The 20,172-nt window shown below is 63.9% G+C and carries 17 protein-coding genes, 1 tRNA gene and 3 pseudogenes; 18 read left to right on the top strand and 3 right to left on the bottom strand.

Features of this window, described 5'->3' with window-relative positions; genetic code table 11:
• Positions 1-11 precede the first annotated feature (11 nt).
• From FHR84_RS17455 to FHR84_RS22560, 14 genes and pseudogenes are all read left to right on the top strand, one after another.
• Positions 12-779, top strand: a complete 768-nt coding sequence (locus FHR84_RS17455) for a uracil-DNA glycosylase family protein (protein ID WP_179536584.1) — start codon at positions 12-14, stop codon at positions 777-779.
• Between the two features lie 732 nt (positions 780-1,511).
• The gene (locus FHR84_RS17450) at positions 1,512-1,967 is read left to right on the top strand and encodes a hypothetical protein (protein ID WP_343075312.1); all 456 of its coding nucleotides are present in this window, start codon (positions 1,512-1,514) and stop codon (positions 1,965-1,967) included.
• Between the two features lie 306 nt (positions 1,968-2,273).
• Complete coding sequence (locus FHR84_RS17445; protein ID WP_179536583.1) at positions 2,274-3,596, top strand: NAD(P)/FAD-dependent oxidoreductase; 1,323 nt, start codon at positions 2,274-2,276, stop codon at positions 3,594-3,596.
• Positions 3,597-3,903: 307 nt separating this feature from the next.
• A tRNA-Leu gene (locus tag FHR84_RS17440) sits at positions 3,904-3,977 on the top strand.
• Positions 3,978-4,028: 51 nt separating this feature from the next.
• Complete coding sequence (locus FHR84_RS17435; RefSeq protein WP_179536582.1) at positions 4,029-4,232, top strand: hypothetical protein; 204 nt, start codon at positions 4,029-4,031, stop codon at positions 4,230-4,232.
• A 131-nt stretch (positions 4,233-4,363) separates the two neighbouring features.
• Complete coding sequence (locus FHR84_RS17430) at positions 4,364-4,588, top strand: hypothetical protein (RefSeq protein ID WP_179536581.1); 225 nt, start codon at positions 4,364-4,366, stop codon at positions 4,586-4,588.
• A 420-nt stretch (positions 4,589-5,008) separates the two neighbouring features.
• Entirely contained in the window at positions 5,009-6,196 is a 1,188-nt protein-coding gene (locus tag FHR84_RS17425) for a ParB/RepB/Spo0J family partition protein (RefSeq protein ID WP_218863025.1), read from the top strand.
• 1,051 nt (positions 6,197-7,247) lie between these two features.
• Positions 7,248-7,565, top strand: coding sequence for a hypothetical protein (locus tag FHR84_RS17420; protein WP_179536580.1), 318 nt, complete (start codon positions 7,248-7,250; stop codon positions 7,563-7,565).
• 19 nt (positions 7,566-7,584) lie between these two features.
• Entirely contained in the window at positions 7,585-8,283 is a 699-nt protein-coding gene (locus FHR84_RS17415) for an SDR family NAD(P)-dependent oxidoreductase (RefSeq protein WP_179536579.1), read from the top strand.
• Positions 8,280-9,644 (top strand): long-chain fatty acid--CoA ligase, encoded by a 1,365-nt coding sequence (locus FHR84_RS17410; RefSeq protein ID WP_179536578.1) that lies wholly within the window; start codon positions 8,280-8,282, stop codon positions 9,642-9,644. The genes FHR84_RS17415 and FHR84_RS17410 overlap by 4 nt, the downstream gene beginning before the upstream one ends.
• On the top strand, positions 9,641-10,267 hold the full coding sequence (locus tag FHR84_RS17405; RefSeq protein ID WP_179536577.1) for an LbetaH domain-containing protein: 627 nt from the start codon (positions 9,641-9,643) through the stop codon (positions 10,265-10,267). The genes FHR84_RS17410 and FHR84_RS17405 overlap by 4 nt, the downstream gene beginning before the upstream one ends.
• A 26-nt stretch (positions 10,268-10,293) precedes the next feature.
• Positions 10,294-11,985 (top strand): annotated as a pseudogene (cmlS, locus tag FHR84_RS17400) (chloramphenicol-biosynthetic FADH2-dependent halogenase CmlS); the annotation flags it as partial.
• 197 nt (positions 11,986-12,182) lie between these two features.
• A pseudogene (locus FHR84_RS23530) lies at positions 12,183-12,608 on the top strand (4'-phosphopantetheinyl transferase family protein); the annotation flags it as partial.
• 24 nt (positions 12,609-12,632) lie between these two features.
• On the top strand, positions 12,633-12,773 hold the full coding sequence (locus tag FHR84_RS22560; protein WP_246300685.1) for a hypothetical protein: 141 nt from the start codon (positions 12,633-12,635) through the stop codon (positions 12,771-12,773).
• A gap of 42 nt (positions 12,774-12,815) precedes the next feature.
• Here FHR84_RS22560 and ectA read toward each other — a convergent pair whose 3' ends face one another.
• Positions 12,816-13,334, bottom strand: a complete 519-nt coding sequence (ectA, locus tag FHR84_RS17390; RefSeq protein WP_179536574.1) for a diaminobutyrate acetyltransferase — start codon at positions 13,332-13,334, stop codon at positions 12,816-12,818.
• A 534-nt stretch (positions 13,335-13,868) separates the two neighbouring features.
• Between ectA and ectB the strand changes: the two genes are divergently transcribed.
• Both ectB and FHR84_RS17380 read left to right on the top strand, forming a co-directional pair.
• The gene (gene ectB, locus FHR84_RS17385) at positions 13,869-15,131 is read left to right on the top strand and encodes a diaminobutyrate--2-oxoglutarate transaminase (RefSeq protein WP_179536573.1); all 1,263 of its coding nucleotides are present in this window, start codon (positions 13,869-13,871) and stop codon (positions 15,129-15,131) included.
• 502 nt (positions 15,132-15,633) lie between these two features.
• Positions 15,634-16,431: pseudogene (locus tag FHR84_RS17380) on the top strand (IS5 family transposase).
• Here FHR84_RS17380 and FHR84_RS17375 read toward each other — a convergent pair.
• Positions 16,428-17,408: a LysR family transcriptional regulator gene (locus FHR84_RS17375; protein ID WP_218863024.1), complete on the bottom strand. Its 981-nt coding sequence runs from the start codon at positions 17,406-17,408 to the stop codon at positions 16,428-16,430. The pseudogene FHR84_RS17380 and the gene FHR84_RS17375 sit on opposite strands and share 4 nt — an antisense overlap.
• 328 nt (positions 17,409-17,736) lie before the next feature.
• Between FHR84_RS17375 and FHR84_RS17370 the strand changes: the two genes are divergently transcribed.
• Positions 17,737-18,981 carry an APC family permease gene (locus FHR84_RS17370; RefSeq protein ID WP_179536572.1) on the top strand — a complete coding sequence of 415 codons (1,245 nt, stop codon included), beginning with the start codon at positions 17,737-17,739 and terminating at the stop codon, positions 18,979-18,981.
• A gap of 71 nt (positions 18,982-19,052) precedes the next feature.
• Here FHR84_RS17370 and FHR84_RS17365 read toward each other — a convergent pair whose 3' ends face one another.
• A complete protein-coding gene (locus FHR84_RS17365) occupies positions 19,053-19,352 on the bottom strand; it encodes an MFS transporter (RefSeq protein WP_179536571.1) in 300 nt (99 codons plus the stop codon).
• A gap of 246 nt (positions 19,353-19,598) precedes the next feature.
• Here FHR84_RS17365 and FHR84_RS17360 point away from each other — a divergent pair, with 246 nt between their 5' ends.
• Complete coding sequence (locus tag FHR84_RS17360; RefSeq protein WP_179536570.1) at positions 19,599-20,153, top strand: YbaB/EbfC family nucleoid-associated protein; 555 nt, start codon at positions 19,599-19,601, stop codon at positions 20,151-20,153.
• Positions 20,154-20,172 lie beyond the last annotated feature (19 nt).

Raw genomic sequence — 20,172 nt, 5'->3', positions numbered from 1 at the left:
ACTGTGGGTGCGTGAGCGAGTCCAGAGCCGAACTGGTGACCCGGCCGGTCGAGGATCCGGCGGGAGTCGCCCCCGCGAGTTCCTCCGTCGCCGAGCTCGACGAGGCCGTGACGCGCTGCGTCGCCTGTCCCCGGCTGGTGGAGTGGCGCGAGCGGGTGGCCGAGGAGAAGCGGGCCGCGTTCCGCGATCAGCGTTACTGGGGCAGACCGGTTCCGGGCTTCGGGCCCACCGACGCTTCCGTGGCGATAGTCGGTCTGGCACCGGCGGCGCACGGGGCGAACCGCACGGGGCGGATGTTCACCGGGGACCGCTCGGGGGAGTTCCTGTACCGCGCGCTGTTCGACGTGGGGATGGCATCCGCCCCGAGCTCGGAGGCCGTCGGTGACGGGCTGCGGTTGAACGGGGTGCGGATCACGGCCCCGGTGCGGTGCGCTCCTCCGGACAACAAACCCACCCCGGCCGAGCGGGACAACTGCCGTCCCTGGCTGGCGCGCGAGCTGGAGCTGCTCCGGCCGACGCTGCGGGCGGTCGTGGTGCTCGGTTCCTACGGTTGGCAGTCGCTGCTGCCCGTGCTGGCCGCGGACGGCTGGACGATCCCGCGGCCGCGGCCGAAGTTCGGGCACGGTGCGGAGCGGACGCTGAGCGGCCGAGAGGGAGGCGAGCTCCACTTGCTGGGCTGCTACCACGTCAGCCAGCAGAACACCTTCACCGGCAGGCTCACCCCCGAGATGCTGCGCGGGGTGCTGGAGCGGGCGAAGGTCCTGGCGGGGGTGGGGTGAGGTCCGAGCCGTCCATGACGCTCGCCGTCCTGGTCATGGGGCCGTGAGGGTGCCCACGCTGCCCGAATCCGGTCGGCCAGCTCGGCGTACGTCGTGGCCGGTTGAGCGTCGGGAACATCGCTCACTACGTGCGGGGGCTCGTGCGTGGAGACCCCTTCGGCGGTTTCGAGCCCGCGGTGTGCGGTGCCGATCAAGTGCCCCATGCGTGTGCGCGCGTCGTACTCGGTGCACGGTGTCGCTTCGCTCAGTTGCCCGGGTGCCGTCGCCTCCATCAGAGCTGTGACCCAGGCGAGTGCGTCGAAACAGTCTTGGCGGTGTTCGTCGAACAGCACTGCTGAGCTCCTCGCGGCTGGCCATGTTGACCAGGACGCGCTGCTGATCAATTGCCAGTGGGATGCAGTGCAGGTGTGGACCGCACTCGTGCGGGTGGGTAGGAAAAGCCGATGGTGGTGTGCCGCAACAGCCGCGTGCTCGCTTCCGAAGCCGTGCGCACCCCTTATCTGATTCAGTCGAGACCACTCCGTTCGAGCTCCTCCGGAGCGGTTCGGGGCGGGTTCGGGCGGCCTCCGGTGCCGAGAGTGGGCACGGTTCGAACTCGGGCGGTCCGCGGGGAAAGCACATCGCGCGGGACGGACCGGGCCTCTGCCCCCGGATTTCTCCGGGCGCCGTCCCGGAAGCGTTCTTCCCCACGTGCGTCTAGTCTCGCCCGCGTCGGGGACAACAGCTCGTGGGGTGACGGTGCGCGGTAGGGGAGTCACACGTGCCGGGACGGGGGCGCGGCTGTCCCCGTGGCAGCTCACGCTGCTCGCGGCCCTGGGGGTGCCACGGGTCGTCTTGCACGATCTTGGTTTGGCCGGTGCCGGGGTGAACGCGCTGCTCGTGTTCGCTCCGCCGGTGTGCTGGGTGCTCGTGGTGCTCCTGGCGCGGGTGCCGGATCCGTTGCGGACCCTGACCAAGGTGGGACTCTGCTACGGGGTGCTGATGGGGGCGGTGCACCAGGTGCTGTGGAGGCTCGCCTACGACGGCGAGACCCCTCGACTGGGCGGCAACCTCGCCGGGCTGCCCGAGATGGCCCACGTGGTGATCACGCGGGGGTTCGCCTTCGGCAGCAGTGTGGTGACCGGAGTGCTGGTCGGCGTGCTCGTGGGACTGGTGGCCTGGGGACTCGGGCGCGTGCTCCGGCTGTGAGGTGATGATCTGTGCGGCGGCCGGTTCGAACATCGGGTATCGTGAGCGGGGATGACTTCGAGATCGACTCCGGCCGGACGTTCGTCGGTGCCGTAGCCGGGCGGCGGAACGCAGACCGACACCCCTCGGTGGGGCGCGCTCGCGTGAGGCGCCGGGTGCGCGACCGGGGACGCTTCGCGTGCGTGGGGGACGCACTGCTCACGACCGTGCACGGGCTGTTTTTGTGATCAGGAACACCCGCGAGCGGTGTCACATTTGAGGGGGCCGCCGAGGTGTCGGGGGCCGTATTGGTGTGACCATAGAGGCATGGCTGGTAAATCCGATCCCACCCGGATTCTCATTCTCGGCGGCGGCTACGTCGGCATGTACACCGCGTTGCGCCTGCAGTCCAAGCTCGGCCGCCGTGAGGCTTCGGTGACGGTCGTCGACCCTCAGCCGCACATGACCTACCAGCCCTTCCTGCCGGAAGCGGCGGCGGGCAACGTTGAGCCCCGTCACGTGGTAGCGCCGTTGCGACGAGTGTTGAAGCGGTGTCATGTCCTCACCGCACGTGTCACGGAAATCAACAAGGAGAAGCGATCGGTCACTGTCGAGGACGCCGAGGGCGTCGCCAGTGACCTGGGCTACGACGTGCTCGTTGTCGCGCTCGGATCGGTCTCGCGTCTGCTGCCGATCCCGGGACTGCCCGAACAGGGCATCGGGCTCAAGACCGTCGGCGAGGCGATCTACCTGCGCAACCACGTGCTGGCGAAGATGGACGCCGCCGCGAACACCTCCGATCCGGAGCTGCGCAAACGACTCCTGACCTTCACCTTCGTCGGTGGCGGTTATGCCGGCACCGAGGCCCTGGCCGAGCTCGAGGACATGGCCAGGTACGCCACCCGCTACTACGAGTCCATCACCCGTGACGACATGAGCTGGTCGCTGATCGAGGCGGCGGGCCGGATCATGCCCGAGGTGAGCGAGAAGATGGGCGTCTACACCGTGAAGGCGCTCGAGGACCGGGACATCAAGGTCTACCTGAACACCTTCCTGAAGTCGGTGGAGAACGGTCACGCCGTACTCTCCGACGGCACCGAGTTCGACACCGACACCCTGGTGTGGAACGCGGGCGTCAAGGCCAACCCCGTGCTGAAGAACAGCGATCTCCCGTTGGACGAGCGGGGCAGGATCAAGGCCACTTCGCACTTGCAGGTCGAGGGCAACCCCGAGATCTGGGCGGCGGGCGACTGCTCGGCCGTGCCCGACCTGTCCAAGACGGAGGAGGACCCCAACGCCACCTGTGCGCCTTCGGCCCAGCACGCGGTCCGGCAGGCGCACCAGCTGGCCAAGAACGTCATCTCCTCGATGCGCGGCCGCAAGACCGGTGAGTACTACCACCGCAACGCGGGTTCGGTCGCCGGTCTCGGTCTCTACAAGGGAGTCGCCGACGTCTACGGCTTCAAGGCCAAGGGCCTCATCGCGTGGTTCATGCACCGCACCTACCACGTGAGCAAGATGCCCACCTTCAACAGGAAGGCCAGGATCATCATCGACTGGACCCTCGCGTTCCTCTTCCGCCGCGAGGTCGTCTCGATGGGCCAGATCCAGAACCCGCGGGCGGACTTCAAGCGTGCCGCCTCGAGCTGAGCCCTCCCCGGACGGGAACGGAGGCCGTGTGCCGGTTCGTCCGGCGCGCGGCCTCGTGTGTACGTTTTCCGCACCGTTGGCCTTACGTGGCTACTGGCTGTCACTCACTCCACGAGTAGTGCCCACCAGTGTGTTTCAATTAGCTCGTATGGAGTAAAGGATCCGGTGCTTTGCACATGGAGTTACTGCGGTTGCTCCAGATGGCGGTTTCCTGCGCGTTGGAACCAACGGCACGATCGAAGCGTCCTAAGGAAGCCAGGTGTGGGCTGGTCGTGACGCGTGTCGTCGGCGACGATTCCAACGGCGAGCCCCCGTAGCCCAATGGGCAGAGGCAGACGACTTAAAATCGTCGTAGTGTCGGTTCGAGTCCGACCGGGGGCACGTACAGCATCCACACGACCTGTGTCCCCTGCGTGATCAGGGGTTTCGTGTGTGGACGGCGTAGTGTGCGTGATCCGTTCCGCTGCGTGGGCGATCTGGGGGGAGGTCGTCGGCGGGGAGCTTGATCGTGATGGTCGCTTCGTCGCTGTTGCCGTGGAGGGTGACGGTGAGCTGGGTGATCTCGAACAGCCTGCGGAGCAGTTCCTCCGGGGCGTGGGTGAGGTTCAGGGCGAGGTGGGGCAGGTGGTCCAGTAGCGCGACGTCGTCGGTGCTGGGTTTGGCTGGTTCGGCTTCCTCGGCGGTGTCGAGTTCGGCGAGGGCTGCCTCGGTTGTTGTTGCGGGGCCAGCACAGGTAGTAGGCGCAGTCGCGGCGCCGGGTACCGAACATGCGTCGTCCGCAGGAGCAGAGCTCCATGCGGCCGGATTCCACTTCGTGGACGTGCGTGACGATGCCCCATGATTCGGGCAGGGCGGTCTTGCAGTTGCCCAACTGCCGCTGCAACGGCTGGCGCGGGTCTTGTTGGGCCTCGGTGGAGGTGCGGCCGAGGAAGGCCACGCGCACTTCGTTGCGCAACAGCGCGGTCGGCATCCCCGACGGGGAGACCGCGTAGTCCGACAACCCGGACGGTCCCGACTCCGGCGCGGCCGCCCTGGTCCTGCTCCACCACCATGACCGCACCACCTGACCAACAAACTTGACCACGTAAGGTAACAATTGGTTGCGCAAAATGGCTCAACGTCTGCGGGCGTCTCCAGGACAGCGGTGGATCGGACACTCGTCGACGAACAGGTTTCCCTGTGAAGCCGAACTGCGGAAAAACGACTTCATGTCAGGGAGTCTGCCCTCTCGTTGCCGCGCCGCCACGATCACGCAGCGTCGCGAACCGTTGTCCGAAACGACTCAGCAGGCGCTTGACGAAATGATCACGGGCAGAAAAAATAACTCAAGTGGTCACGGCGCGACCGTCGATCGCGCGGACCTGACTACTGGCTAATCCAGGGGAGGGGAGAAGGAGGCCATTCTATTTGGCATGAGCAGTTCCTCTTTCCGAAAATGCGATGTTGAAAACACCAAAAGAGCGCGTGACGTCCGTCACTTGGACTTGATGGCGGGAGACCCTCCGTTGCAGGTAGGAATGCCTTCTAAGCTTACTTCGATGGGATGCACCGGCCTGGGGGCTGATATGGACGCTCAGCATGACCGCAGTGATCAAGCAGAATACCTTGAGTCCGGCGAATCGACAACTCATCTTATTCCCATAGATCAGCTTCTGCCCGGTGACTCTCCTCGGCTTGCAGGAGAGGACGAGCAGCACTCCCAGAGGCTGATCGAGAGTGAATCTGAACTGCCGCCGATACTGGTTCACAGGCCTACAATGCATGTGATCGACGGTATGCACAGGCTCCGTGCAGCCAAGAAGAAGGGTCACAAGTCGATCCGGGTCGCGTTCTTCGACGGCGGCGAGGAAGAAGCTTTCGTCGAAGCCGTAAGGGCCAACATCAGCCACGGACTGCCACTTTCTTTGGACGAGCGCCGTTCAGCTGCTGAACGTATCATCTCCTCACAGCTGAACATGTCGGACAGGGCGCTGGCCGAATGCACAGGATTGTCCACCAAGACGGTCGGGAGCATTCGAAAACGGTTGAATGACGGCTCCGCCCAGCAACATGTGCGGATAGGTAAGGACGGGCGCCGTCATCCGCTCAGCTCTGCCGCCGGGCGACGGCAGGCTGCTGAGACGCTGACAGCTGAACCTCATGCTCCGCTGAGGCACGTCGCCAAGCTTTCCGGGGTTTCCGTGGGAACAGCGAAGGACGTGAGGGAACGGATCCGCCGAGGTGAGGACCCGGTCGCTCCCAGGGACTCTGATAAGCAACGAGATTCCGGGGTGTGCGAGAAGAATGCGGCTCCGTCCGAACCTCCGGCGACTCACCCGGAAAGGCCCCCGGCCGGCCCGTCAGGAACCGCGCCGGAGATGGAGCGAAAGAATATGCAGGAATGGATAGCTTCATTGAAAAAGGATCCTTCGCTCCGCTCGTCGGAATCAGGCCGGGAGTTGCTGAGGTGGTTACACCTGAATCACCAGGCAGAGGTCAAGTGCTCGCAGGTCGTTAACAACGTGCCCCCACACCTCGCGGCAATCGTAGCCAAACTGGCTACCCAGTGTTCTGAAATATGGCAGAACCTTGCCCAGGAACTCCAGGAACGTGAAGTATAAGTGGAACATTGAGACGCCAGCAAGCGAAGCGCGTGGTGCGGGCCGTGCTGAATGGTCGAACGGCCACGAAGTCATGGAAGTTTTCGCCTCGTCCTCCTCTTGAGCGGTGAGCCTTTTGGCGTTTGCATGTTACCCCTTGTGTGCGCCGCAAGAATAAGGGGTTCTGGATCCGCGATATTAGGCATTGAACTGCGCTGCCGACCACGGGCGATCCCAAGCCGAGCACATGATGTCGTCCTCCCCAGTCCTCTTCCGAGCGCACGAAACGGTTCATGGAACTGAACTCGGTGAGCAATAGCAGATGTCAGCGGATGTCGGGGTTGCTGTCGCAGCAAAATCGCGCGGCGACCAAATTTGCAGGTTTAAGCGCATGGCTACCGGTGCTCGTCGCGTCCTGGCGCCGGTGACAAGGGCCTTGTTCAACCGTAGAGAATCCACGGTTGAACAAGGCCCGCTGATGCGCCTGCACGGTACGAGGTACAGCACCGCACCGGCCTTCAAAGGGCTCTTCGCTGCTTCCAGGCCGGCAACCGGCAACCCGTGAGGAGCTCACAAACTCGCATCTCGGCCTTTTCGGGTTGACGTGATATTCTCGTAGTGACGGTGTGCTGCCGGTTGTATGATCGCGGTGCACGCGCTCTACCGGCTTCACCGATTCTGGTAAAGGCTGTGTTGAGCTGGTCTAGAAAGCGTTCGCGTCTGCGGTGAGCAAGCCTGAACACGGCTCAGCGGGATGACGCAGGCGACTGCTGTCGCACCCGCGAGTCAGCAAGGTGCTCGACTGGGTTGCACGCACGCCACTTGGTGTTCGTCCCTAAAAGCGGGTTTAGTGCTGATTGGTCGGACATGCGAATTTCCTACTCGCTCTGGGACGCCTCATTTGGCAATCCCTACGGTCCCGAGTTGGAAGTCAGGAGGTAGACACAGCGCTTCACCGTGAAGGATGATGAGCTAAACCGGTAGGGGTATCACTGATGCTTCCTTCTGCGGGGGTCTCACCTGCAAAACCCGCTCGAAAACATGCGTACTTCACCCGGAAGGAACTCTGGCCATGAATGACCGAATTCTCAGTCTGATCAACAACATCTTCGAGGAGGTCAACGAGCGCAGGGAAGAGAAGATCTCCACTGAGGACCTTCCGTCCCTGGCCCTGTACGGGGAGCATGGGGTCTTCGACTCCATGCAGCTGGTCAACTTCCTGACCCAGGTTGAAGAGGCCGTTGAGGATGAGTACGACCAGGAGATCTCACTGACCTCGGAAAAGGCCGTCTCGCAGAGGGTGAGCCCGTTCAGCAGAGTGAGCCGGCTCGTCGATTTCATTGAGGCGGAGCTGCTCGAATCTGGCGTCGCTGTCTCTGAAACGGCTTGACCGGATACGCGCCGCTCTGATGATTACCCTCGTCACTGGAACCAGGACTGGCGTAGGAAGGGCACTGGCCGAACATTTCCTCGAGCGCGGTGACACGGTGGTCGGTTGCAGTAGAAAGTCCTCGATGATCGACCATAGCAGGTACCGCCACCACGAGATCGACTTGACCGACGGCGCGCAGGTGCGCTCCATGTTCCGCGCGATTCGCCGCGAGTTTGGGCATTTGGATGTTTTGGTGAATAATGCTGGAACAGCGGTTATGAACCATTTCATGATGACGCCGGAGGAGACCGCGCGCGAAGTTTTCGACCTTAACTTCTTCGCGGTTTTAAACTGCTGCAGGGAGGCCGCCAAGCTGTTGCAGAAGAGTCCGGAAGAATCCGGGGCGATCCTCAACATCTCGACGGTTGCCGTGCCGTGGGCATTGGACGGCCAGCTTGTCTACTCGGCGAGTAAGAGCGCCGTTGAGCAGCTGACTCGTGTCATGAGCAAGGAACTGGTCGCGTTCGGCATACGAGTAAATGGGGTTGGTGTGCCGCCGGTCCGGACTGCCCTCACCCGAACTCTCGCGCGGGAGACTCTCGATGCCGTCATTGCCCGGCAAACGATGGGGCGGATGTGCGAGATGGAGGACATCGTTGGCCCGGTCGACTTCCTGACCACTGGCCGATCCGGCTTCGTTACCGGCGAGACTCTGTATCTGGGAGGAATCCAATGAGGGAGACCCTGTTGGGTCGGCTGGAGCGGTTGGGAGACCGCACGGCAGTCGTACACGAGGAATCGAGCGGCACGTACGGAGAGCTGGCCGGGGAGATCCGGCGCATCGAGACGATGCTGGACGAGGCGGGGGTGAAGCCGCACGACCCCGTTGTCCTCAAAGGGGACTTCTCGTTCTCCCACATCGCCGCGCTTTTCGCGCTCTACCGCTTCAAGGCCGTGGTGGTCCCCGTCGTGACGTTCACGGAGACAACGCTGACGGCCGTTCGCGACGCCTGTCGTCCTCGACACGTGCTGGAGGTGGAAGCAGAGGTCACGGTCACACCGTTCGACGCTCCTCCGGGTGAGACCGAAGACCTCTACGGAGGGCTGGTCGAAGCTGACTCTTCAGGGCTCGTCCTGCTCTCGAGCGGATCGACAGGAGCGCCGAAGGCGGTCTTGCATAACTTCGACGCCCTGCTCGAAGACAAGATCGGCGCGAGTGAACGCGTGGGAGCTAAACCACCGCACATTCTGCTGTTCCTGCTGGCCGACCACATCGGGGGGATCAACTCGCTGCTGGGCGTCGTGCGCAGCGGGGCCACCGCAGTCGTGCCGGCCAGGCGCACGCCCGAGGAGATCTGCTCATTAGTCGACCGGTACGGCATCCGCCTACTCCCGACCAGCCCGACGTTCCTCAACCTCATCCTCATCGGCAAGTTCCACGAGAAGTTCGACCTCTCCAGCCTGCGGCTGATCACCTACGGGACCGAACCCATGCCGGAGGAGCTGCTCGGTCGCGTTCACGCGGCCTTCCCGCGCGCTCGCCTCCTCCAGACCTTCGGGACCAGTGAGACGGGCATCTCGACCACGCAGAGCGAGTCGTCCTCCAGTACGTACTTCAAGATCTCCGAGGAGGGGGTCGAGCACCGGATTGTCGAAGGTGAGCTGCAGCTGCGAACCAAGACGCAGTTTATGGGCTACCTCAACTACTCCAACGAATCCGTAACCGAAGATGGCTGGTTCCGGACCGGCGATCTCGTGGAGGAGAACGAAGAGGGCTATATCAAGGTCAAGGGGCGCGCTAAGGAGATCATTAACGTAGGTGGCGAGAAGGTCCTCCCGCTCGAACTCGAATCGATCCTCATGGGCAGCCCTGAAATCGCCTACTGCGCCGTCTACGGGAATGCGAACTCCATCACGGGGCAGGCCGTCCACGTCGAGGTCAAGCCCGTCGGCGAGATGAATAAGCACGAAGTCCGGCGACATGTCCGCGAGTTCCTCGACGGCAAGGTCGAGCCGTTCAAAATGCCCGCCAAGATCACGGTGATCGATGAGGTTCCCGTATCAGCCCGGTTCAAGAAGAAGAGGGGCCAGGAGTGAACGAACTGGTCGCCATAGGGGCAGGAAAGTTCGCTCTGGAAGTGGCGCGCTACGCCGAGGAATCAGGTTTCCGCATCGAGCGCTATCTCGCCCTCGAAGGCGAAGATATACACGCGCCGGACGGGATGTGGTCGAATCTCGCCGAATACGACCCGAATGAAGGCACACGGGTGGCCCTCGCCGTGTCCGACATGGTCCTACGGCGCGAGGTTATCGAGGGGTACATCACGGCCCGGGAGCTAGAACCGGTCAACATCATCCACCCCTCTTCCCACCTCGATCCCGTAGCGATCGAGGGCGGGGGAAATGTGATCGGACCGGACAACTACATCGGTGTGAACACCGTCGTCGGAAGCTATAACGTCGTCAACTACCGGTGCACTTTCGGGCATCATTCCCGGATCGGGTCGGGCAACTTCTTCTCCCCGAACTTTCACTGCGGAAACAGTGTAAGAATAGGTGAGGGGAACTTTTTCGGCCTTGACTGCACTGTCGCACCGGAGATCTGCATTGGCGACGAATGCCGGTTTCAAGCGGGGATCACCTTTTTCGAGGATGCTGCTAGCGGATTTTCCTACCTGACTCCGAGTCGCATCAAATCCATCAAGTCCGACCAATCATGAGAGGACTCATCTTGAACCGATCGACCGTCGCTGTCATCGGGGCCGGCCCCGCTGGCTGCACCGCCGCCCTCACGCTGCACAAGCTCGGCCACCGACCGGTCGTTTTCGAGCGCGAAATCTTTCCTCGCTACAAGGTCGGAGAGTCGTTCCTGCCGGGAACACTGTCCATCTTCAACCGACTGGGCCTGCAGCAGAAGATCGACGCGCGCAACTTCGTGAAGAAGCCCTCGGCAACTTTCCTGTGGGGACGGGACGAGGCCCCGTGGACTTTCTCCTTCACCACGCCACAGAGCTCGCCGTGGGTTTTCGACCACGCTATCCAGGTCAAGCGCGATGAATTCGACAAGCTCCTGCTCGACGAGGTTAAGGAACGTGGAATCGAGGTGTCCGAGAACACATCGGTATCCAATGTGGACATATCGGATCCGGACAAGGTGTCGCTTACCGCGGGGAAAGCCGACAATCAGGTCGAGTTCGACTTCGTGATCGACGCGGGCGGCTCCAACGGGCCCCTGGCCCGGAAGCTCAAGGTGCGGCACTACGACGAGTTCTACAAGAGCTTCGCCATCTGGTCGTACTTCCGACGTGCCGACCCCTTCGAAGGCGACCTCAAGGGGACGACCTACTCCATCACCTTCGAGGACGGCTGGGTCTGGATGATTCCGGTCGCGGACGACCTCTACAGCGTGGGGCTGGTCGTAGACCGCTCAAAGTCGAGCGAGGTCAAGGAGAAGGGGCCCGAGCGCTTCTACCGGGAGACTCTCGCCAAGGCCACCCGCGCCAAGGAGATCCTCGGCGACGCCGAGATGACCGACGAGGTCCGTGTCATCCACGACTGGTCATACGATTCCGAGGTGTACTCCGCCGGACGCTACTTCCTCTCCGGCGACTCGGCCTGCTTCACGGACCCCTTGTTCTCCCAGGGCGTGCACCTGGCTACGCAGTCGGCCGTCTCCGCGGCCGCCGCGATCGACCGGATCACCAAACGGAAGGACGAGAGTGAGGAGGTTCACGCCTGGTACAACCGCTCCTACCGTGAAACCTACGAACAGTACCATGAGTTCCTCGCCTCCTTCTACACCTTGGCTTCCTTCACCGAACCGGAGTCCGCGTTCTGGTCCAAGCGGCGGATCAGCGAATCTGATGACGGACGCCTGAACCGCAAGGGCTGGTTCGAGAGGTTGGCTGCTTCCAGCAAGGACGGCACGGTGTCGGTGGCCGACTTCCGCGACCGAGCGGCGACCATGATGAGTATCGGACGCCACCAACGCACGGAGCTGAGCGACGAGTTCACCGACAGGGAGCTCGAGCCAGCTCGTGTGCGCTGGATCAGCCAACTGACCAAGCGGCTCAACCGCATCAAGCGACTGCAGTGGAACGGCGCAGAGGTCGTCCTCAAGCCCTACTACAAGATCGATCCTGAAACGTTCACCCTGGAACCCAAGCAGGTCCTGGCGAATGAAGACGGCCGTGACATGATCAAGTGGCCCGTGGAGGAAGAGCACCGGGAGATCCTCAGCCGTCTCCTGAAGGAGGAGGTCGGCTACAAGGAGCTCATCCGCGAACTGGGCGACGCCGGCCAGCAGGAGATCAGCTCACAGATCGTCATCCGTCTCATGGAGGCAGGTCTCCTGGTGGGCTTCGACAAGAACGGCGAGCGGGTCTTGATCCAGGACCGCCTCCGCTTCGACGGCGTGGGAACCGAATATGAGGTTTGACCCCCGGCCCCGTCGTCCGCGGCCCGGGGCGCCGGAGCTGCGGACGACGGGGCCGGAATCATGCCTGGAAGGGAACGAAGCTGTCTCCCCTCTACGCCCTACCCGCCGTCGGCGAGTGCCACCTCTGGTCGGTGCCGGTCCGGGAGCGACCGCACTGGGAAGGACTGCTGACGCCAATCGAGGCCGCCCGCGCCGAGATGATTCCCAAGGGCGGGCAGCGGAATCTATTCGTCACCTCCCGCGGAGCGCAGCGATTGATCGCCTGCCGGTATACTGGCAGGCCGACCGATCTTGTGCGCATCGACCGGACCTGCGACCGCTGCAGCGCCGACCATGGACGCCCTCGCGTAGTCGGAGCCGGATACGACTACTCGGTCGCGCACACTCGCCATCGGGTTGTCATCGGTGTCGTGACCCGGGGGTTCGTGGGCGCCGACCTTGAAACATTGGGGAACCTCCGTGTCCCGGGGCGTCTCATGGGCCGCACCGTCACATCGGACGAAGCCGCAACTCTGTCCCAACTGCCCGCACATGACTTGGCGGAGGCGTTCGCGCGGCTCTGGTCGCGGAAGGAAGCCGCCGTCAAGCTCACCGGACACGGACTAGCGGCTCGCCTGGACCGTATCGGAGTCCAGGGTGATCTGGCTGTGCCTCGAGGGCTCCCCGCCGAGGACTGGCCATCGTCCCCGATCCACCTGCTGGACGTGTTCGTAGAAGGCCATGCCGCCGCGATCGCCAGCACACATCGGATCACCGCTGTGGAGGTGCGTTCGCTGCTTCCCACCTGAGGGCGATGGGGCCGACCGCTCCGGGCCGCCCCCGCCCCAGCTTCAGGTGCGAGGGTTCAGCGGTCCGAGGCGGTAGAGGACCTCGTCATGGTCACCATCTGGAAGCGCTTCCGCAGCGAACAGGAGTTCGGTGGCGATGTCGGCGTCGTATTTCTTGGCGATCATGTGCAGCAGCATGGTGACTGCCTTGTTCTGCTCGGAAATAGTCGTTTCCACGTACTTCGCCCCGGTGGTCAGTTGGAAGTCGATCGCGTTTGCGAGGATGTCGACCCCGAGACCCGAAATGCCGCTTCCGGGCTTGACCGCCGCCTGCCAGATGAAGAATGTGTCCGGTTTGCAGGGTCGTCGATATCCGGTCATGAACCCCACGAGTTCGTCTCCCACGTTGGCCACCATGGAGGTCTCAGCAAAGTCCCGGAACCAAAGCGTGTAGTGGTAAGAACTGTTGTCGTCCAGCATCGGCTCGTTGGCGACCATCTGCCAGACAGCAATGGCGTCCGCCGGGGTAGGTGTGCGGTATTGGACATCGGTACCGTTATTCTGCGGCGGCGATGCGGTCATCGTTCTCCCTTTCGCTCAGAAGAATCGGAGCGTCAGTTGGGGACCGGCATGATCCTGGTCTCTCCCCTGCGAAGAGACGGCCGAGGCGGGCGCGCGCTCCTCCACCCGAGTGTCATCCATTTCCACCCGTTCGTCTACCCATCACGGGTCGGCGGGGTAAAAATGCAGCGGATCACGAGGGATGAAATGTTCAAAATCCCGCATCGCTGTATACTGCTCCACGAAACTCATCTGACCAGAAGCAGGAGGCGACGGAAGCGATGTGCCGGCGCATCACTCCTGCCCCTGGCCATCGCCAATCCCGTTAACACCCAGCCGCGCGACGTGAGCGGCTGCATGAAACTCGAAGTCGGTGTGCGAGTCCTCGATGCGGAAGTCGCAGTTCGTGACGTTGGGCGGGCCGTGCCCACGGGTGTGGCCGCCGCGTGATCAGCTCGGGTGGATCGAGCCTGAAGGAAGGTGCTGTGGCTGCGTCGCCGTAATTACAACGACCGCTTCTGCGGGGTAGAAGGTAAACATACAAGGAGGAACTCCGTGACGATCACTGCGCCCGACCTGAGCGTTTTCGAAGAGCGGGAGTCAAACGTACGCAGCTACTGCCGTGACTGGCCCGCCGTTTTCGACCGCGCGCAAGGCAGTCACCTGTATGATGAACGGGGGCGTCCCTACCTGGACTTCTTCGCCGGAGCCGGGGCCCTGAACTACGGACACAACAATCCGGTACTGAAGCGGGCGCTGCTGGACTATCTCGAGCGCGACGGCATCACCCACGGGTTGGACATGGCCAGCGCTGCCAAGCGCAGCTTCCTGGAAGCTTTCGAGCACTACGCGCTGCGCCCGCGCGATCTGTCGTACACAGTCATGTTTCCGGGACCGACGGGCACCAACGCCGTTGAGGCCGCGCTGAAGCTGGCCCGGAAGGTCACGGGCCGCGAGACGATCGTCTCGTTCACCAACGCTTTCCACGGCATGTCGCTGGGGGCCTTGGCTGTTACCGGCAACGCCTTCAAACGGGCCGGGGCAGGCGTCCCGCTCGTCCATGGCGCACCGATGCCTTTCGATCGCTACCTCGATGGGCAGGTCCCGGACTTTCTGTGGTTCGAGCGGCTGCTGGAGGACAAGGGATCAGGCCTGAACAAACCCGCAGCCGTGATCGTGGAGACCGTGCAGGGGGAGGGTGGGATCAATGTGGCCCGGGCCCAGTGGCTGCGGCAACTCGCTGCTCTGTGCAAGCGGCACGGTATGCTCCTCATCATCGACGACATCCAGATGGGATGCGGTCGCACGGGCGCCTTCTTCTCTTTCGAAGAGGCAGGTGTCGTGCCGGACATCGTCACGCTGTCCAAGTCCATCAGCGGCTACGGCCTTCCGATGTCCCTGACCCTGTTCAAGCCTGAATTGGACATGTGGGAAGTGGGTGAGCACAACGGAACCTTCCGCGGCAACAATCCCGCCTTCGTCACCGCCACCGCCGCCCTGGCCACTTACTGGAAGGACGATCAGACACAGAAGCAGACCCAGGCGCACGCCGAGCAGGTCGAGCGGAGCCTGCAGACGATCTGCGCTGAGCGCGCTGATGCCTCATATCGCGGCCGTGGCCTCGCATGGGGTATCGAATTCACGAATCCGGAGCAGGCGTCCGCCGTATGCGCGCGGGCCTTCGAACACGGGCTGTTGCTGGAGACGTCGGGTGCGCTGAGCGAAGTCGTCAAGCTGCTTCCCCCGCTCAGCATTTCCTCCGGTGAATTGGAGGAAGGTCTGAGCATTCTCGCCCGTGTTGTCGCCGAAACCCGCTGATGTGCCGGCGCCCGACCCACCACAGCACTCGTCTCTACCTGGCCGTGGATCCCAGTGAATCGCCCCGGTGTGTCCGGGGGCTGTTGGTGTAAGAACTCAGCGGGGTGGCTGGGCTCGGTGGTGAGCGAAGTGGACGACGGATTCAGCTGGTGGAAGCATGCGATGCGGGGAGTTCGGTGAAGACTTCGCTGGATTTTTCCGATCGTGAATTTTGCGGGGCGGGCCCCAAGACATCGGTGGAACCACCGTGACGACCGATTTCTCTCGACACGACGCGAGCAGCACGCCGATCCGGTCCGCGATCTCCCGGCGTTGCAGCCCCTCGGCCGCACCCGGGAGGTCTCTTCGCGCTCAGCCGCAGTCACCATCCGACCTGCGAATCGAACACCAGGACCACCTGCTGCCACCGACTGAACTCAAGAAGTCGGGGAGGTCCAGCAGTAAAAGCGACCTCCTTCGAGTCCCTAACGCATTGGGGATCTTGGTTTGAGATGATCTTGGTGTGGCTGCGCCGTGGATCGTGTCGGACGGGTTGTGGGAGCGCATCGAGCCGCTGTTGCCGGTGCGTCCGGCGAGTAAGACGGGCCCGAAGCCGTTGCCCGATCGCGCGGTGCTGCAAGGGACCCTGTTCGTGCTCTACACGGGCATCGGGTGGGAAGACCTGCCACAAGAGCTCGGCTTCGGTTCCGGGGATGACCTGCTGGCGACGCTTACGGGACTGGGTTGCAGCCGGTGTGTTTGACCAACTGCACGAGGTCTTGTGGGCCGAGCTGCACGCTGCCGATCAGATCGACTGGTCCCGTGCGATCGCGGATGCCTCGCATGTGCGGGCGAAGGGGGCACCGATACCGGTCCCAGTCCCCTCGACCGCGCCAAGGCGGGGTCCAAGCACCACCTGATCTGCGACGGTGGTGGTGTTCCTTTGGCCACGGTCCTCACCGGCGGCGACCGCAACGACATCACCCAACTGCTGCCGCTGGTTGAGGCGATTCCGCCCGTGCGCGGCCGAGTCGGGCGACCCCGCCGCAAGCCGGAGGCCTTGGTCGCCGACCGCGGCTATGACTACGACCGTTACCGAGAGCTGTTGCGAGACCGCGGCATCCGGCCGCTGATCATCCGTCGCGGCGCCCGCGACAACAACCAGCCCGTGCGCTGGGTCGTCGAACAAACCCTGGCGCTGCTGCAGCGATTCCGCCGCCTGGCCACCCGCTGGGAACGCCGCACCGACATCCACCAAGGCTTCCCCACCCTCGCCAACAGCCTCATCTGCTGGCGCCGACTCCCAACCCAGATACGTTAGGAGCTCTTTGGCGTCGCGCCCGGTGAACAGGTGAGCTGACGGCTGGATGTTGGCTCGTCGTCGAGGGGTTGATGGTCGTGGACCGCATCTTTGAGCGCCTGAACCCCGAGGTCGATGAGCGGGTTCCGTCGGCTGCCCCGGCGTACGCAGGTGAGGATCCGCCGCATCGGCATGTTCTCGCTGGAGACCGGTACCCGAACGACTGCCTGCCCTGCGGGGCCTTCAGCCAGCTGCGGGATCAGCGAGACGCCCAGGCCGTTACTGACCAGCGACCAGACCGCCGGCCAGTGGGTGGCGGAGTGCACGATCCGCGGCGAGAACCCGGCTGCCGCGCACAGGCCCCGCACCCGCTGGGCATGGTCGCACGTACCCGGCTCGGCGACGATCCAGTCCTCGGCTGCCGCGTCCGCCAGCTGCACCGTCGACGCCTGCGCCAGTGGGTGGGCGGCAGGTACGAGCATGATGAACGGTTCCTCCAGCAGGGGGATTTGCTCGAACCGCGCATCATCCGGCGGTGGCCCGCCCTCGATGGGCTCCACGACCGCGAGATCCACCTCGCCGGCCACCAGCAGGTCCATGCTCTGCATGGTGTCGCACTCGCGAACGTGTACCTGGAAATCGGGATGGCTGTTCCGCAGTTGTCCGGCCGCGGGCGCGATCAGGCCGCTTACCGCAGTGGTGAAGCCCGCGACGCGCAGCGGTCTGCTCATGCCGGCTCGGTGGGACTCCAACTCCGCCTGTGCTTGTTCCCATCGGGCGAGCAGCACGTCGGCGTGCTCGATCAGCAGGTACCCGGCTGGGGTCAGCCGGATGTTGCGGCCCTGTGGTTCCAGGAGCGGGACCTTGAGCTCACGCGCGAGCTCACGAATGTGGCGGGAAACCCCCGAGGGCGTGAGGTGCAGGGCCTCTGCGGCAGCAGTGACGGTTCCCTGCTGGTGCACCACCCTGAGCATGTGGAGTCGGCGTAGGTCAACCATTCACGCAGGGTACACAAAATCCTGGCGAAATTGGCAATAGACTGCAACGGTCGTCCACAGTCACCATGGTCGCCGTGGACGTCGACACGAACCGCTGCGTTTCCCATCGCGCCATCAGCTGGGGTTAGGGCCGCGGGAGCCGCAGTATCTGCGGAGGGCTTGAGACGGCCCTGGTTTCCTGCGGTATCGACGGCAAGGGGCCCACTGCGAGCGAACAGTGACACGCATCGAAGAGTGTCCAATCCCGGGGGAGGGACTGTTGGATACGAGCACGACTGCGAAAGACGCAAGTTCGGGAGGAGAATCCTTGCGGGGTGGTGGGATAGGCATGCCGCAGGGCATGGCCCTTTACGTAGGTGCCGTACTCGGCACGGGAGTGCTGACACTGCCCGCACTCGCTGCGGAACTCGCCGGGCCGGCATCGTTGCTGGCCTGGCTGGGGCTTGTGGTCTTGTCTGTCCCGTTGGCGACAACTTTTGCGGTACTCGCGACGCGCTTCCCCGACTCGGGCGGGGTGTCAACGTATGTGCGCAGGGCGTTCGGGAAGCGGATTTCTGCCGTCGTGGGGTGGTGGTTCTTTATCGGCGCCCCGCTCGGGATGCCTGCACTGGCCTTGTTCGGTGCCTCTTACCTGGCTGAGGTCACGCACGGCGGACAGGGTGAAGCAGTGGCCTATGCGGCGGCCATGCTCACGTTGGGCTTCGCCTCGAATGCTTTCGGGGTTCGGCTGTCAGGCAAGGTGCAGCTCTTGCTGACCGGGACGTTGGCCCTGTTGCTCGTGACGGCGGTGGTCGTCGCGGTGCCGCACGCCAGGGAGGGGAACCTGGAACCGTTCGCCCCACATGGCTGGGCGGCAGTCGGATCTGCCGCAGCGCTGTTGATGTGGTCTTTCAACGGGTGGGAGACCGTCACGCATTTGTCGGGTGAATTTGCGAACCCCAAGAGGGATATCAAGCGGGCTACCGTGGGGGCCCTCGTGGTCATCGGCTCGCTCTATCTTCTGTTGGCTGCTGTCACCACTCTGGCTCTCGGGGAGTCGGCCGGCAAGACAGCGACTCCGCTCGCTGCGCTGTTGGAGCTCGGGTTGGGTTCCACCGGTCCTGTGGTCGCCGCGTTTATCGCGGTACTGGTTACCTCGGGGACGATTAACGCATATGTGGCTGGCACCTCCAAACTTGCCGCTGCCCTGGCTCGGGACGGCGCACTTCCCCGGTATTTCGCCCCTGGTGCGGAGACCGGTGCGGTCCCGCTGCGGAGCCTGATCATCGTCGCGGTGATGACCGGCAGCGTGTTTTCCGCATCGATCCTCTTTGATCTGGACGTGCAGACGTTGGTGCTGAGCTCTACCGCCTGCATCATGGCTCTTTACGTGGTGGGCGCATCAGCCGGAATCCGGATTCTTCGCTATACCAGTCGAGCCGGTACCGTATCGGCCGCAACAGCCCTTGTGCTGCTCGTCGTTCTGTCCGTCCTCACTGGCTGGTACCTGTTGTGGCCGCTTGGCATCGCTGCCGCATGGCTTCTCGTGGCCGGTCGTGGCGCTGCAGGAGGGCAGCTTGCGCAGGTGACTTGAAGCGTCGACTCTGATCGCCGTTCGTCCGGGGCTGTTGTGCGGGTCAGCACGATTCCGCAGCCGTAGACGCGTCACCTGCCCACGACGTCGGAGAGCCAGCCGAAGAACGGCATGGACAGCAGTCCGAGCGCGGCGGCCGCCATCAGGCAGCCGAGCACCTGCCCGCGCGGCACGTCCAGCTCCTTCGTGCCGTAGGTGAGCACGAACGTCGTGAAGATGTGGAACGGGGACTGCTCGGCGGCGCGGACGAACATGGCCTTGAGCACGTCGCGCCGCTGGTCGCGCAACACCCGCACCAGCGGGAGCTTGACCACCGCGTTCTGCGTTCGGACCTGGCGGAACGCCGGGCTCTCCAGCACGCGCAGCCGCACGTAGAGCCCCGACTCCGATGAGCGCGACGCTGGCGAGGAACGGGATGCGCCAGCCCCAGTAGGCGGCCTCCGAGCGGGTCCTCGCAAGAGCTGCCGTTCGGGTTTTTGCGCGAAAAGGGCCAACCAGACTGTCCTTTTCGGAGTAATGTGTGCGACCTTTCCGCTCATTTTCCGAGAAATGTGCCTTCCGCTCCGCTGCCGAGTCGTTACGTTGCTCGGGACGGGAGGAGCTGACGAGGAGGCGGGTTGACCGAGGACTTCGGCAGGGACGTCGGGGCCGCGGAGCGGATGGTCCGTGAATGGCAGGAACGCGCGAGCGAGAAGGCCGAGAGATTCGGTCGGATGCAGGCGGAGATCGAGGACATCTCGGTGACCGAGTCGTCGAGTGACGGAGCGGTCCGGGTGACCCTTGGCTCGGACGGGATCCTGCGGGACCTGAGCCTGTCCGACCACGCGGCCAACCGGCCGATGTCGAAGCTGGCCGCCGAGATCATGCGTGCGGTGCGGTCCGCGCAGTCGCGGATCCCGGAGCTGATGCGGCAGGCCGCTGCCGACACGGTCGGCACCGAGGACCCGGCTGTCCAGCACGTCCTGAGCCGGGCCCGCGAGAGCTTCCCGGAACCGCCGGAGTCCGAGGAGTCCGACGAGCCGCGGACCTCCGGGGCCGGTGTGCGGGAGATGAATCTGGGGCCCGATGACGACGACGAGGCCGCGTCGGCTCCGGAGGGCTCCGCGCGGTCGTGGCAGCGGCCGGAGGAGTCCGATGACGACGACTTCGAGGGCCGGTCCTTCCTGCGTTGATCTTTCGGTGTTGAGGAGT

The sequence above is a fragment of the Actinopolyspora biskrensis genome (assembly GCF_013408175.1).
In the GTDB taxonomy this organism is placed as follows: Bacteria; Actinomycetota; Actinomycetes; order Mycobacteriales; family Pseudonocardiaceae; genus Actinopolyspora; species Actinopolyspora biskrensis.
The sequence above is the reverse complement of the archived record's forward strand: the minus strand, read 5'-3'. Positions and strand labels throughout refer to the sequence as shown.

What these genes read in the sequence shown, in the direction of transcription:
- FHR84_RS17445 (WP_179536583.1), top strand. Translation starts at nt 2,274, where the DNA reads ATGGCTGGTAAATCCGATCCCACCCGGATTCTCATTCTCGGCGGCGGC.
- FHR84_RS17430 (WP_179536581.1), top strand. Translation starts at nt 4,364, where the DNA reads ATGCGTCGTCCGCAGGAGCAGAGCTCCATGCGGCCGGATTCCACTTCG.
- FHR84_RS17425 (WP_218863025.1), top strand. Translation starts at nt 5,009, where the DNA reads ATGAGCAGTTCCTCTTTCCGAAAATGCGATGTTGAAAACACCAAAAGA.
- FHR84_RS17420 (WP_179536580.1), top strand. Translation starts at nt 7,248, where the DNA reads ATGAATGACCGAATTCTCAGTCTGATCAACAACATCTTCGAGGAGGTC.
- FHR84_RS17415 (WP_179536579.1), top strand. Translation starts at nt 7,585, where the DNA reads ATGATTACCCTCGTCACTGGAACCAGGACTGGCGTAGGAAGGGCACTG.
- FHR84_RS17410 (WP_179536578.1), top strand. Translation starts at nt 8,280, where the DNA reads ATGAGGGAGACCCTGTTGGGTCGGCTGGAGCGGTTGGGAGACCGCACG.
- ectA (WP_179536574.1), bottom strand. Translation starts at nt 13,334, where the DNA reads ATGACCGCATCGCCGCCGCAGAATAACGGTACCGATGTCCAATACCGC.
- FHR84_RS17375 (WP_218863024.1), bottom strand. Translation starts at nt 17,408, where the DNA reads ATGGTTGACCTACGCCGACTCCACATGCTCAGGGTGGTGCACCAGCAG.
- FHR84_RS17370 (WP_179536572.1), top strand. Translation starts at nt 17,737, where the DNA reads ATGCCGCAGGGCATGGCCCTTTACGTAGGTGCCGTACTCGGCACGGGA.